Origin of the sequence: Streptomyces sp. NPDC020192 (assembly GCF_044388685.1) — a bacterium.
GTDB lineage: Bacteria > Actinomycetota > Actinomycetes > Streptomycetales > Streptomycetaceae > Streptomyces.
The window spans coordinates 195,108-208,134 of the sequence record NZ_JBIRXG010000008.1 but is presented as its reverse complement, the minus strand read 5'-3'; the positions used below and the strand labels follow the sequence as shown (position 1 = coordinate 208,134).

Below are 13,027 nucleotides of genomic sequence, written 5' to 3'. Positions count from 1 at the left end.
GCCGCGAGGACTGCGCGGTCACGCCCGCAACGTCTCCTCCAGCACCCGGGCCAGTGACGAAGCGTCCTCCGTGGGCAACTGCGCACCCGTGCCGGTCGTGACATAGAACGCATCCACCGCGTTCGAACCCAGCGTGCTGACGTGCATGCTCCGCACCCGCACCCCCGCCTTCTCCAGCGCCATCCCGATGCGATGCAGCAGGCCCGGGGCGTCCTGGGCCCGTACCTCGATCACCGTGGCGTGGTGGGAGGCGGCCGGGGCCACCGTGACGCGGGGTGGCGGGGCCACCCAGCCGCGGCGCCTCGGGTAGGCCGCGTCCCGTTCGGCGAGGCGGCCGGCGATGTCCAGGGAGCCGTCGAGGGCGCGGACGAGGTCGGCGCGCAGCCGGGCGGCCTGGGGCAGGGAGCCGTACTCGGCGGCGACCCGCCAGTTGAGCAGCAGGACCGCGCCGTCGTCCTGGACGTCGTCGGGCAGGCGCAGAGTGCGCAGTTCCGCCGTACGGACGGTCAGGCGGTGCACGGCGAGGACCCCGGCGACCGCGGGGAGCACGGCGGGCTGGTCGGGTACGGCGATGAGCAGCTCCACCCCGAGAGGTTCCTGGGCGGGCTCGTCCTCGCCGACCGGTTCCCGCTGGGCGCGCAACGCCAGGACCGGGCCACCCGTGCGGAACGCCTCGATCGCGAGCCGCTCCTGCTCGGCCGTCGGCGCGGCCGGCTCGGGCTCGTCCGGGGTGTCCCCCGCGAGGACGGCCGACACCCGCCGGACCAGGTCGGCGACGAGGGAGCCGCGCCAGGAGGACCAGGCGGCCGGTCCGGTGGCGAGGGCGTCGGACTCGGTCAGGGCGTGCAGCAGCTCCAGGGTGCCCTGCGTGCCGACCGCCTCGGCGACCGAGCGGACCGTGGCCGGGTCGTCCAGGTCACGGCGGGTGGCCGTCTCGACGAGGAGGAGGTGGTGGCGGACCAGCGACGACAGGACGGCCACGTCCGCGCGGTCGAAGCCGATCCTCGCCGCCACGTCCTTGGCGATGATCTCGCCGGCCACCGAGTGGTCGCCGGGCCAGCCCTTGCCGATGTCGTGCAGCAGGGCGGCGACCAGGAGCAGGTCGGGGCGGCTGACGTGGCGGGTCAGTTCGGAGGCGCGGACCGCCGTCTCGATGAGGTGCCGATCGACTGTCCAGATATGGACGGCATTGCGCTGAGGGCGGCAGCGGACCCGCTCCCAGTCCGGCAGGAGGCGGCTGATCAGGCCTTCCGCCTCCAGTGCCTCCCAGACCTCAACGGTGGGGCGGCCGGAGCCGAGCAGGGTGACCAGCTGCTCGCGGGCCTCGACGGGCCAGGGCGTGGGCAGGGGGCGCGCGGTGGCGGCCATGCGCCGTACGGCGTGCAGGGAGAGCGGAAGACCGGCCTGCGCGGCGGCGGCCGCGGCGCGCAGCGGAAGCACGGGGTCGCGTTCGGGGCGTGCGGCCCGGGCGAGCACCACCTCGCCGTCCTGCTCCACCACGCCCTCGGCCAGCGGCGAGCGCTCGGCGACCGGCTTGCCGCCGCCCAGCATGGCGCGCAGGCGCGGCCGTACTGCGCGCGAACGCAGCACGCGCCCCACCTCACGCCAGGTGACGTCACTGGCGTACGAGATCACACGCGCCGCCTCGTACACCTGCCGCAGCAGCGTGTCCGCGTCCAGCAGGCCCAGCTCGGCCGCCACCTGGTCCTGCTCCTGGAGGGACAGGCGATCGGTGGCGCGGCCCGTCGTCAGGTGCAGGGCGTCGCGGACGTCCAGCAGTCGGCGCCGGGCGTCGGCGAGGCCCTCGCGCGGGGCGTCGGCGAGCCAGGAGGCGGCGACGGCGCGCAGCGCGGTGGCGTCGCGCAGGCCGCCGCGCGCCTCCTTGAGGTCGGGTTCCAGCAGGTACTGCAGCTCACCCTGCCGCTCGGCGCGCTCGGCGCACAGTTCCTGGAGTTCGGGGAGGCGTTTGGGGGCCTGGTTGCGCCAGTCGGCGAGGACGGCGGTGCGCAGGCCGGCGGTGAGGCCGAGGTCACCGGCGAGATGGCGGGCGTCCAGGAGACCGAGCTGGACCTTCACATCCTCGCCCGCGGTCTTCCTGGCCTCGCCAGGGGTGCGCACGGAGTGGTCGAGGGCGAGGCCGAGGTCCCAGACGGGGTACCAGAGGCGGTCGGCCACCGCGGCCACCGCCTTGGTGTCACCGCCGTCGTGCAGCAGAAGGAGATCCAGGTCGCTGCGCGGGGACAGCTCGCCGCGGCCGTAGCCACCGACGGCGACCAGAGAGACCCCCGTGAGCCCCTGGGCCGCCGCCGTGAACAGTCCGGCCAGCCAGTCGTCGGTCAGTTCCGCGAGGGCGGCACGGCGCGGCGGCCCGGACCGCGCCCCCTCGGTGAGGAGGCGCAGCCGGGCCGCCGCGTAGCCGCTGGGTCCCGAGTCCTCTGCTTCCATCCGCCCGTCCGTACCCGTCACCCAGCGACTCCCGTTCTCGACAGTTGTGGTCAGAGCGCGTCGGGGCCGCGCTCGCCGGTGCGGACCCGTACGGCCGTGTCGACCGGCAGGGACCAGACCTTGCCGTCACCGATCTTGCCGGTGCGGGCCGCCTTCACGATGACTTCGATCAGCTGCTCGGCGTCGTCGTCCTCGGCCAGCACCTCGATGCGGATCTTGGGGACCAGGTCGACGGTGTACTCGGCACCGCGGTAGACCTCGGTGTGGCCCCGCTGACGACCGTAACCGCTGGCCTCGGTGACCGTCAGCCCGTGGACGCCGAAGGCCTGAAGGGCCTCCTTGATCTCGTCCAGCCGGTGGGGCTTGACGACGGCGGTGATGAGCTTCATGCGTCCACCTTCTTGGTCTGCGAGACGGCGAGGGCCGGGGCGTGGGCGGCGGAGCCGATGACACCACCGCCGGTGCCGCTGAAGTCGTAGGCGCTCTCGGCGTGCTCGGCCTGGTCGATGCCGGCGACCTCCTCGTCCTCGGTGACCCGCATGCCGATCGTCTTGTCGAGCAGGAAGGCGAGGACCGCGGAGACGACCAGCGAGTAGCCGAGGACCGCGCCGACACCCGCGCACTGCTTCCACAGCTGGGTCCAGCTGTGGTCGCCGTAGAAGACGCCCGTGGCGGTGGACTGGCCCTTGCCGGTGGCGAAGAAGCCGATCAGCAGGGAGCCGAGGATGCCGCCGACCATGTGGACGCCGACGACGTCGAGGGAGTCGTCGTAGCCGAACTTGAACTTCAGGCCGACGGCCGCGGCGCAGGCGACACCGGCGATGGCGCCGACGGCGATCGCGCCGAGCGGGGAGACCGCGCCGCCGGACGGGGTGATCGCGACCAGACCGGCGACCGCGCCGGAGGCGGCGCCCAGCGTGGTGAACGCGCCGTGCCGGATCTTCTCGTAGGCGAGCCAGGCCAGCATGGCGGCACCGGTGGCGACCTGCGTGTTGACGAACATCAGCGCGCCGACGCCGTCGTCGTTGCCGAGCCAGGAGCCCGCGTTGAAGCCGAACCAGCCGAACCACAGCAGACCGGCACCGAGCATGACCAGCGGGAGGCTGTGCGGGCGCATCGGGTCCTTCTTGAAGCCGACGCGCTTGCCGATGACGAGGATGACGCCGAGGGCCCCCGCACCCGCGTTGATGTGGACCGCCGTACCGCCCGCGAAGTCGATCACGCCGAGCTTGAAGGCCCAGCCGTCGGCGCCCCAGACCCAGTGGGCGACCGGGACGTAGACGATCGTGAGCCACAGGGCGACGAACAGGCACCAGGCCGAGAACTTCACGCGGTCGGCGAGTGCGCCGCTTATCAGGGCCGGGGTGATGATGGCGAACATCATCTGGAAGACCATGAAGACGAAGATCGGGATGGTGTAGCCGGGCCAGAGGTCCGTCAGGCCGATCTTGCTGAGCCCGAACCAGTCGGAGTTCCAGCCGATGAGGCCGTTGTGCGTGCCGAAGGCGAGGGAGAAGCCGTAGAGCACCCAGAGGATGGTCACGATGCCCATGCTGATGAAGCTCATCATCAGCATGTTCAGGGTGCTCTTGACCCGGACCATGCCTCCGTAGAAGAAGGCCAGACCCGGCGTCATGATCAGCACCAGGGCGGAAGCAATGAGCATGAAGCCTGTGTTCGCGGAGGACAGCTTGGGTGCCTCCGCGGCAAGCGTGATGGCTGGTGCCATCGGCGTCTCCTCGTCGGTTGGTACGGCCCCGTGCGGGCGGTGCCTGAGCGGTCCGGCGGGTGTGGGGTGGGCCGGTTATGCGCCATGAGACTGACGCAGCGCGGTTTCGGTGGAAGCCCCTCGAAGTTTCGCCGGGGTGACGAAGGCGCCGTGCGTGTTACGCGTGCATGAACTGCCGGATCTCCGGCATGGCGATCGTTATCGTGACGCAACCCGCCGAGGAGGAGTCCTCGGGGGCGCACAGGCCGGCCGCGGCGGGCCTCTCGATGACCTGGCGTGGGGGAGCCGAGTCGGGCAGTTCGGGAGGCCCGGCCGCGGCCGGGGCTTGGGATGCCGGGGTCGTCAGACGGCCTCGGCGGTCTCCGGGAGGTCTACGGAGAGCTGGTCGGTGAGGTCGATGACGACGGCGAGGTCGCCGAAGTCCCGCGCGGCCGTGTCGACCGTCTTTCGGATACGAGTGTTCACGCGCTCGGAGCGGACCTTCCTGGCGATCTCCATGGCCTGGGAGGCGTATTCCGTGCCCTGCTCGGGCTCGCGCTGGAGCAGGTGCACGGTGGCCTTGCCGATCAGGTTGAGCGCATACGACCGCTGGTGCTCCGGATCGTTGGCGAACAGCTCCACCGCCCGCTGCATGAGCGGCTCGGCGAGGGAGGCGTAGGTGGGGCTGCGCCCGGCGACGTAGGCGAGGTCGCGGAAGGAGTGGGAGTTCTCGCCGTACAGCTCGGCCTCGGAGAAGAAGCGGATCCAGTCGGGGTCCGGCTCGTCCCACTCGTCGGCCTCGGAGAAGGTGTCCTCGGCCATGCGGACGGCGCGCTTGGTCTTGCCGGGCTGGCCCATGTTGGCGTACGCGCGGGCCTCCATCGCATACAGCATGGACTGGGTGCGCGGGCTGGCGCAGTCGCGGCTGCCGTACTGGGCGAGGTGGATCAGCTCCAGGGCGTCGTCGGGCCGGCAGAGGTGGATCATCTGGCGGCTCATGCTGGAGAGGATGTACGAGCCGAGCGGCTTGTCCCCGGCCTCCTTGGCCGCGTGCAGGGCGAGGACGAAGTACTTCTGCGCGGTGGGCTGTAGGCCGACGTCGTACGACATCCAGCCCGCCAGCTCGGCCAGCTCCGCGGCGACCTTGAACAGGATGCGGGTGGTGGACTCGGGCTGGGGCTCCTGGAGCAGGTCGGTGACCTCGTGCAGCTGGCCGACGACCGCCTTGCGGCGCAGGCCGCCGCCGCACTGGGCGTCCCACTGGCGGAACATCCTGGTGGTGGACTCCAGCAGCTCCAGCTCGGGCCTGGACAGCCGGCCGGGGCGGCGCGGGTCGAGGACGGGCGCGGGCTCGGCGGCCACCGGGGAGGCCGGGCTCGGCACGAGCCAGCGCTGCATGGGCTCGATGAGGGAGGGACCGGCGGACAGCGCGAGAGAGGTGCCGAGGAAGCCGCGCCGGGCGAGCATCAGGTCGCTGCGCGAGAACTCGCCGAGCAGGGCGACGGTCTGCGGGCCGGTCCAGGGCAGGTCGACGCCGGACGCGGAGGGTGACTGGCGGGCGGCGCGCAGGCCGAGGTCCTCGATGGAGACGACGCAGCCGAAGCGCTCGGAGAACAGCTCCGAGAGGATGCGCGGGATCGGCTCGCGCGGATTCTCCCCGTCCAGCCAGCGCCGTACGCGCGAGGTGTCGGTGGAGATGTGGTTGGCGCCCAACTGGCGTGCCCGGCGGTTCACCTGGCGGGCCAGCTCGCCCTTGGACCAGCCGCTGCGCACGAACCACGAACCGAGCAGCTCATTGGGGCGCTTGTCAGCGTTCGTCCCGCTACCGCCGTTGCCGCTCACTGGAACGCCCCCATCCCTGAGACCACTTGTCGCCGACTGCGCCAAGCCCTATCAGAATGCCGGTAAATACGGCCTCCCGTCCGCTGGTTGTCACCCTTCGAACGAGTTGACGACTGGCCTCCGGCAACCCATGGATGCATATGCCCCGAAGACTCGCACACTCACAGTAATCCTACGATCACCGGTCCAGCCATGGCGTTCCAAGAAACGCCACCATTCGCCACCCCTTCGAATGAACTCACGATCCCCGGTCCGCGATTCACTTGACATAGGACGACCGAGAGTAGGCGGAGTGATGCACGAAGGGGCGCGTGTCCCCCACGTGCGCCACCTGAAGCGCTTCCAGGCGCCGCCTTGATCTCGCGCGTGGCCCACGGCCGACGCGGGAAGGCGGAGCCTAGAGCGTTACGTTCCGCTTTCGTTCCGTTCCGTGTCGTAACCACCGGCGCGCTGGACCCGTTGGAGGGGGCATGGGCTTCACGATCGGCGGCATTCGCGAGATCCGCTCCGGCACGCGGCGGCGCGGCCGTTCCTCGGAGTGCACCGCCGTCGCCGAGTTCACCGGGCTGTGGGGCTGGGACGTGGTGCCGGGCGCGCGGACCGCGGCGGGCGCCTGCTCGTGCGGGCGCGCCGGCTGCCCGGCGCCGGGGGCCCATCCGCTGGAGTTCGCGCCCCGGGTGCCGGCCGGGGCAACGCTGGACGAGGTGAGCAAGGCCTGGTCGGAGTTCCCGGGCGCCGCGGTGATGCTGCCGGTGGGCCAGGCGTTCGACGTCATCGAGGTCTCCGAGGCGGCCGGCCGGCGCGCGCTGGTCCGGCTGGAGCGCATGGGCCTCCCGCTCGGCCCCGTGGCCGCGACCCCGGACGGCCGGGCCCACTTCTTCGTCGCCCCCGGCGCCGCCGCCGACCTGCCCCGGCTGCTCTACCGCATGGGCTGGGACGACCCCTCCGCCCTGGACCTGCGCGGCCTCGGCCCCGGTACGTACATCACGGCACCGCCCTCCGACCGGGGCGGCCTGGGCCCGGTGCGCTGGCTGCGCCCACCGGCCCTGGACTCGGCGACGGCACCTCCGGCGGCGCGGCTGGTGCTGGGAACGCTGGCATATGTGGCGCACCGGTCGCGGGCGCGAGCGTAGGCCCCGCCGGAAAGGCGAAGTGCCCGTCCCCAACTGCACCTTGAGGGCGGGCACTTCTTGACCACATACCAATGTCGGTATGTGGTTCTCAGTCGCCGATAAGCGCATCCACGAACGCCTCCGGCTCGAACGGCGCCAGATCGTCCGCGCCCTCGCCGAGTCCGACCAGCTTGACCGGCACACCCAGCTCGCGCTGGACCGCGACGACGATGCCGCCCTTGGCCGTACCGTCCAGCTTGGTCAGCACGATGCCGGTGATGTCCACGACCTCGGCGAAGACGCGGGCCTGCACCAGGCCGTTCTGGCCGGTGGTGGCGTCCAGGACGAGGAGCACCTCGTCGAGCGGCGCGTGCTTCTCCACGACCCGCTTGACCTTGCCCAGCTCGTCCATGAGGCCGGTCTTGGTGTGCAGCCGGCCGGCGGTGTCGATGAGGACGACGTCGACCCCCATCTCCTTGCCCTCCTTGACCGCGTCGAAGGCCACGGACGCCGGGTCACCGGCCTCCGGGCCGCGCACGGTGTAGGCGCCGACGCGCTCGCCCCAGGTCTGGAGCTGGTCGGCGGCGGCGGCGCGGAAGGTGTCGGCGGCGCCGAGGACGACCGTACGGCCGTCGGCGACGAGCACGCGCGCGAGCTTGCCGGTGGTGGTGGTCTTGCCGGTTCCGTTGACGCCGACGACCATCACGATGCCGGGCTTGCGGTCCTCGGGCTCGGTCTTCACCGTGCGGTCGAAGTCCGTGCCGACCAGCTTGAGCAGCTCCTCGCGCAGCAGGCCGCGCAGCTCCTCGGGGGTGCGGGTGCCGAGCACCTTGACGCGTTCGCGCAGGCCCTCGACCAGCTCCTGGGTGGGCAGCACACCGACGTCGGCGGTGAGCAGGGTGTCCTCGATCTCCTCCCAGGTCTCCTCGTCCAGGTGCTCGCGCGAGAGCAGCGTGAGCAGGCCCTTGCCGAGGGCGTTCTGGGAGCGGGACAGGCGGGCGCGCAGCCGGACCAGCCGGCCCGCGGTGGGCTCCGGGATCTCGATCTCGGGAGCCTCGACAGCGGGAGGCTCCTCAACGGCGACCGGTGCGGGGCCGCCGGGGAGGTCCACCTCCTCGATCGTCCGGCGCGGTTCGTCGCGCGGCGTCTCGGCCTCGTCGCCGACGTGCGGCTCGGCCGGGGGGGCGGTGATGTCGGGCGTCTTCGGGGGTGGCGGAGGCAGCGGCTTCCGGCGCCGGCTGCCCACGATCAGCCCGCCGAGCGCGCCGAGCACGACCACGGCGATGACTACAGCAAGGATGACGGTTTCCATAACCCGTCCAGTATCAGCCATGGGTTACGACAGGAGCCCTTTTGTGGCTTCCTCCGAGAGACAAACGCCACTTAAAGCAAGGAGTGGGAGCAAAGTACGATGGTGGCGGCTCTGTCGACGCGCGTAGAGTCCCGACCGTCCCCTTCCCCCCACGGCAGGTCCCTTTTTCATGAGCAAAACCGTCGAGACCGAAGGCGCTCTCGAGACCCGGGGTATCGAGCAGGTCCCGGATCACGAGCGCACCGCGAAGACCCGTGAGCTGTTCCCGACCTGGGTCGGTGCCAACATCAGCGTGCTGCTGCTGACGATGGGTGCGAGCCTCGTCGTGGCGTACCACCTGAACATCTGGCAGGCGCTCGTGGTCGCCGTGGCCGCGCCGGTCGTGTCGTACGGCCTCGTCGGGCTGATCGGCATAGCGGGCAAGCGGGGCGGCGCGCCCGGCATGGCGCTGTCGCGCGCGGTCTTCGGCCAGCGCGGCAATCTGCTGCCCGGTTCGCTGATCTGGGTCGCGCGCTGGGGCTGGGAGACGATCAACGCGGTGACCGGCGCCTACGCGATGCTCACCATCGTGGACATCCTGTTCGGCCTGAAGGCGAACAGCGTGCTGGACATGGTGATGCTGCTGATCTTCGTCGTCGCGACCTTCGCGATCTCCGGGCTCGGCATCAACGCCGTGCAGAAGTGCAACAAGTACGCCACCTACCTCTTCGGCGTCTTCTCGGTGCTGGTCCTGGTCTACCTGGTGGCGAACACCGACTGGTCGAAGGTGCTGCACCACGGCGGCGGCTCCACGGCCGCAGTGATAACCGGTGTCGGCATGATCGCGGCCGGCGGTGTCAGCTGGATCCCGACGGCGCCGGACTTCACCCGCTACCTGCCGCGCACGGCATCCTCGAAGGCGATCGTGGGTACGGCGGTCGGCGGTGCCGGCATCGTCGTGCTGCCCATGGTCCTGATGGGCGCGGTGATGGCGGTGTCCACGCCGGACCTGGCCTCGGCGACCGACCCGGTGTCCTTCCTCGGCGAGATCCTGCCGACGTGGATCGCGGTGCCGTACCTGTTCATCGCGCTGATCGGCATGCTGCTGATCAACTCGATGTCGATGTACTCGGCGGGCTTCACCGCGCAGACCCTCGGCTTCAAGGTGCCGCGGCACTGGGCGGTCTCGGTGAACGCCGTGATCTCGCTGGTCTTCGGCGGCGTGCTGATGCTGGTGGCGACGAGCTTCATGGGCTCCTTCATCGCCTTCCTGTCGCTGCTCGCGGTCGCCTTCTCCGCCTGGGTCGGCGTCTTCGGGGCGGACATGCTGCGCCGTACCGAGTACGACGGCGGGGCGATGACCGACACGACCCGCACCAGCGCCTACTGGTACAAGGGCGGCTTCTCCCCCGCGGCCGTGGCCTCCTGGGCGATCGGCCTGGTCTCGGGCCTGATGTTCACGACCTCGGACTGGTTCACCGGCCCGCTCGCGAAGAACAACGTCATCGGCGAGTACGGCCTCGGCTGGGTCGCCACGATCGTCATCTCGGGTCTGCTGTACCTGGTCCTGCCGAAGCCGGCGGTGACCGAGCCGGCGCCCGCGGCCGAGCCGGTCGCGGAGGGCGCCGCGGAGACCAAGGAGTCTGCGGACCTGGCCGTCTGACGCTCCGTCAGCTACCGTCCCCCTCCACCGAGTCGTACCGGAGGGGGACTCTCCCATGCCCGTCACGGTCGTCCGTTTCAATCTCGTCGCTCCCGGGGCCACCCCCGCCGCGCTCTCCGCCCGCTACCGGGCCGCCCTGGAGATGGCCGCGTACGCGGACGAGCACGGGATCAGCACCGTGCAGACCGAGGAGCACCACGGCGCGGCGAACAACTGGCTGCCGTCGCCGTTCGCCTTCGCCGGCGCGGTGTTCGGGGCGACCCGGACCATCGCGGTGACGGTGTCGGCGGTGATCGGCCCGCTGCACGATCCGCTGCGGCTGGCCGAGGAGATCGCCGTACTCGACCTGCTGAGCGGCGGGCGGCTGGTGACGGTGGCCGGGATCGGCTACCGGCCCGAGGAGTACGCCCTGTTCGACGTGGACTGGAAGCAACGCGGCCGACTCCAGGACGAGTTGCTGGAGACACTGCTGAAGGCGTGGTCCGGTGAGGAGTTCACGTACCGGGGCCGCCGAATACGGCTCACCCCACGCCCGTTCACCACCCCTCACCCCCTGCTGCTGGTCGGCGGCTCCTCCAGGGCCGCCGCCCGCCGGGCCGCCCGGCTGGGCCTGCCGTTCTTCCCGAGCGCGCATCTGCCGGAGCTGGAGGCGTACTACAAGGAGAAGCTCACCGAGTACGGCACCGAGGGCTGGACGATGATGCCCGCCGCCGAGACCCCGCTGCTGCACATCGCCGAGGACCCGGACCGGGCGTGGGCCGTGTACGGCGAGCACTTCCTGCACGAGGCACGGACGTACGCCTCCTGGCAGTCGGGCCAGATCCGCTCGGCGGTGAAGTCGGCGGCCACGACGGTGGACGAGCTGCGGGCCGAGGGCGTGTACCGGATCCTCACCCCGGAGCAGTGCGTGGCGCAGGGCCTGGACAGTCTCGTCCTGCATCCGCTGGCGGGCGGGATGCCGGTGGAGGAGGGCCGGCGCAGCCTCAGGCTCTTCGCGGAGCGGGTGCTTCCGGCGCTGGAGGAGCGAGCCGTGCGATGAGGGCGCGGCCGCGCCGCTGGAGTGCCTCGTCGTGGTCGATGCTCCGGAACCGGCCACCGCGCCGGGGCAGGGCCGGGGGCCGCGAGGGGGTCCCATCCGGTCCGGGCAGGCCGGGGCATGGTTGGCCGTGATGCGTCGTCGTGGGTGAGCAGCTCGCGCAGGCGCGGCAGTGCGGCCGAAGGCTTTGGCAGCATGCTGATCACTACGCCGGGCGCCACTGACGACGAGGGTGCCCTGCGGCGCAGGGGCCGTACGACACCGCCGCCCCCGCTCCGGGCAGTGGCCGGGGCGGGGGCGGCGGACGGTACGGGGAGAGGGCAGCGGGGACTTGGCCCTGCTCCCCGAGTTCACGGGGCTTCCGGGCGGAGGGTCAGCCCATCTCCTCCAGCGACTTGCCCTTCGTCTCCTTGACGAACTTCAGGACGAACGGGATGGAGAGCGCGGCGAAGACCGTGTAGATGATGTAGGTGCCGGAGAGGCTCCAGTCGGCCAGCGACGGGAAGCTCGCGGTGATGGCCCAGTTGGCGATCCACTGCGCGGCGGCGGCCACGCCCAGCGCGGCGGCGCGGATCTTGTTCGGGAACATCTCGCCGAGCATGACCCAGACGACCACACCCCAGGACAGGGCGAAGAAGAGGACGAACACGTGGGCGGCGATCAGGGCGATCCAGCCCTGGGCGGCGGGCAGCTTGCCGTCGACGAGGTGGTACGAGAACGCCCAGGCCTCCAGCGCCAGTCCGACGGCCATGCCGACGGAGCCGATGAGGGCCAGCGGCTTGCGGCCGACGCGGTCCACGAAGATCATCGCGATCACGGTGCCGACGATGTTGATGATCGACGTCGTGAAGGAGTAGAAGAACGACTCCGTCGGGTCGACACCGACCGACTGCCACAGCGTCGAGGAGTAGTAGAACGCGACGTTGATGCCGACGAACTGCTGGAAGACCGACAGGCCGATACCGATCCAGACGATCGGCTTGAAGAAGAAGCCGCCGCCGAGCAGGTCCTTGAACGTCGACTGGTGCTCGCTCTTCATCGCGTGCTCGATCTCGGTGACGCGGGCGTCCAGGTCGGTGGACTCCCCCTCGACCTCGGCGAGGATCTCGCGGGCGCGGTCACGCTTGCCGACGGAGATCAGGAAGCGCGGGGACTCGGGGATCGCGAAGGAGAGCAGGCCGTAGAGGACGGCCGGGACGACCATGACGCCGAGCATGACCTGCCAGGCCTCCAGGCCCATCAGGTGGCCGCGCTGGTTGCCGCCGGCGGCGTTCAGCAGGCCCCAGTTGACCAGCTGGGAGATGGCGATGCCGACGACGATCGCGGCCTGCTGGAAGGAGCCGAGCCGGCCACGGTAGGCGGGCGGGGCGACCTCGGCGATGTAGGCCGGGCCGATGACGGAGGCCATGCCGATGGCGAAGCCGCCGACGACGCGCCAGAGGGCGAAGTCCCACAGTGAGAAGGGCAGGGCCGAGCCGACGGCGCTGACCGTGAACAGCAGGGCGGCGATCTGCATGACGCGGATGCGGCCGATCCGGTCCGCCATGCGGCCGGCGGTCGCGGCGCCGATGGCGCAGCCGATCAGGGCGATCGCGATGACCTGGGCGAGGGCCGCGGAGCCGATGTCGTACTTGCCGCGGATGGCCTCGACGGCGCCGTTGATCACGGAGCTGTCGTATCCGAAGAGGAAGCCGCCCATGGCGGCAGCCGCCGCGATGAAGATGACGTGCCCGAGGTGTTCGGGGTGAGCCGTTCTGGCTCCTGACTGAGGTGCCTGCGTCGTGCTGGTCACGTGTATCTCCTCGGGCCACGGCAACGCTGCCGGGTTGGGTCGAGCCCTTCCAGGTAGGACCTGAAGGTAAAAGCAACGTTGCAGAGAATATGCCTTCAAGTTTCGAAGTCAATAGCTCAACAGCTGTGAGCTTTTCGA

The 13,027-nt window shown here is 70.9% G+C and carries 9 protein-coding genes; 3 read left to right on the top strand and 6 right to left on the bottom strand.

Annotation, left to right across the window (positions count from 1 at the left end; genetic code table 11):
* Positions 1-18 precede the first annotated feature (18 nt).
* The 4 genes from ACH47Z_RS17980 to ACH47Z_RS17965 all read right to left on the bottom strand — a co-directional run bounded on the left by ACH47Z_RS17980 (position 19) and on the right by ACH47Z_RS17965 (position 5,995).
* On the bottom strand, positions 19-2,466 hold the full coding sequence (locus ACH47Z_RS17980; RefSeq protein ID WP_399074581.1) for a [protein-PII] uridylyltransferase: 2,448 nt from the start codon (positions 2,464-2,466) through the stop codon (positions 19-21).
* A 29-nt stretch (positions 2,467-2,495) separates the two neighbouring features.
* The gene (locus ACH47Z_RS17975) at positions 2,496-2,834 is read right to left on the bottom strand and encodes a P-II family nitrogen regulator (RefSeq protein WP_043504401.1); all 339 of its coding nucleotides are present in this window, start codon (positions 2,832-2,834) and stop codon (positions 2,496-2,498) included.
* Complete coding sequence (locus tag ACH47Z_RS17970; protein WP_399074579.1) at positions 2,831-4,174, bottom strand: ammonium transporter; 1,344 nt, start codon at positions 4,172-4,174, stop codon at positions 2,831-2,833. The genes ACH47Z_RS17975 and ACH47Z_RS17970 overlap by 4 nt, the downstream gene beginning before the upstream one ends.
* Positions 4,175-4,516: 342 nt before the next feature.
* Positions 4,517-5,995: a hypothetical protein gene (locus ACH47Z_RS17965; protein WP_399074577.1), complete on the bottom strand. Its 1,479-nt coding sequence runs from the start codon at positions 5,993-5,995 to the stop codon at positions 4,517-4,519.
* Between the two features lie 470 nt (positions 5,996-6,465).
* Between ACH47Z_RS17965 and ACH47Z_RS17960 the strand changes: the two genes are divergently transcribed.
* On the top strand, positions 6,466-7,128 hold the full coding sequence (locus tag ACH47Z_RS17960; protein ID WP_399074575.1) for a bifunctional DNA primase/polymerase: 663 nt from the start codon (positions 6,466-6,468) through the stop codon (positions 7,126-7,128).
* 88 nt (positions 7,129-7,216) lie between these two features.
* Here ACH47Z_RS17960 and ftsY read toward each other — a convergent pair whose 3' ends face one another.
* A complete protein-coding gene (gene ftsY, locus ACH47Z_RS17955) occupies positions 7,217-8,419 on the bottom strand; it encodes a signal recognition particle-docking protein FtsY (RefSeq protein WP_399074573.1) in 1,203 nt (400 codons plus the stop codon).
* Between the two features lie 169 nt (positions 8,420-8,588).
* On the opposite strand from ftsY, the gene ACH47Z_RS17950 reads away from it, so the two are divergent.
* Both ACH47Z_RS17950 and ACH47Z_RS17945 read left to right on the top strand, forming a co-directional pair.
* The gene (locus ACH47Z_RS17950; RefSeq protein WP_399074571.1) at positions 8,589-10,061 is read left to right on the top strand and encodes a cytosine permease; all 1,473 of its coding nucleotides are present in this window, start codon (positions 8,589-8,591) and stop codon (positions 10,059-10,061) included.
* Positions 10,062-10,116: 55 nt separating this feature from the next.
* Positions 10,117-11,100, top strand: a complete 984-nt coding sequence (locus ACH47Z_RS17945) for an LLM class flavin-dependent oxidoreductase (RefSeq protein ID WP_399074569.1) — start codon at positions 10,117-10,119, stop codon at positions 11,098-11,100.
* Between the two features lie 370 nt (positions 11,101-11,470).
* Here the strand turns inward: ACH47Z_RS17945 and ACH47Z_RS17940 are convergent, their stop codons facing one another.
* Positions 11,471-12,889, bottom strand: coding sequence for a sugar porter family MFS transporter (locus ACH47Z_RS17940; protein ID WP_399074567.1), 1,419 nt, complete (start codon positions 12,887-12,889; stop codon positions 11,471-11,473).
* Positions 12,890-13,027: the final 138 nt, after the last annotated feature.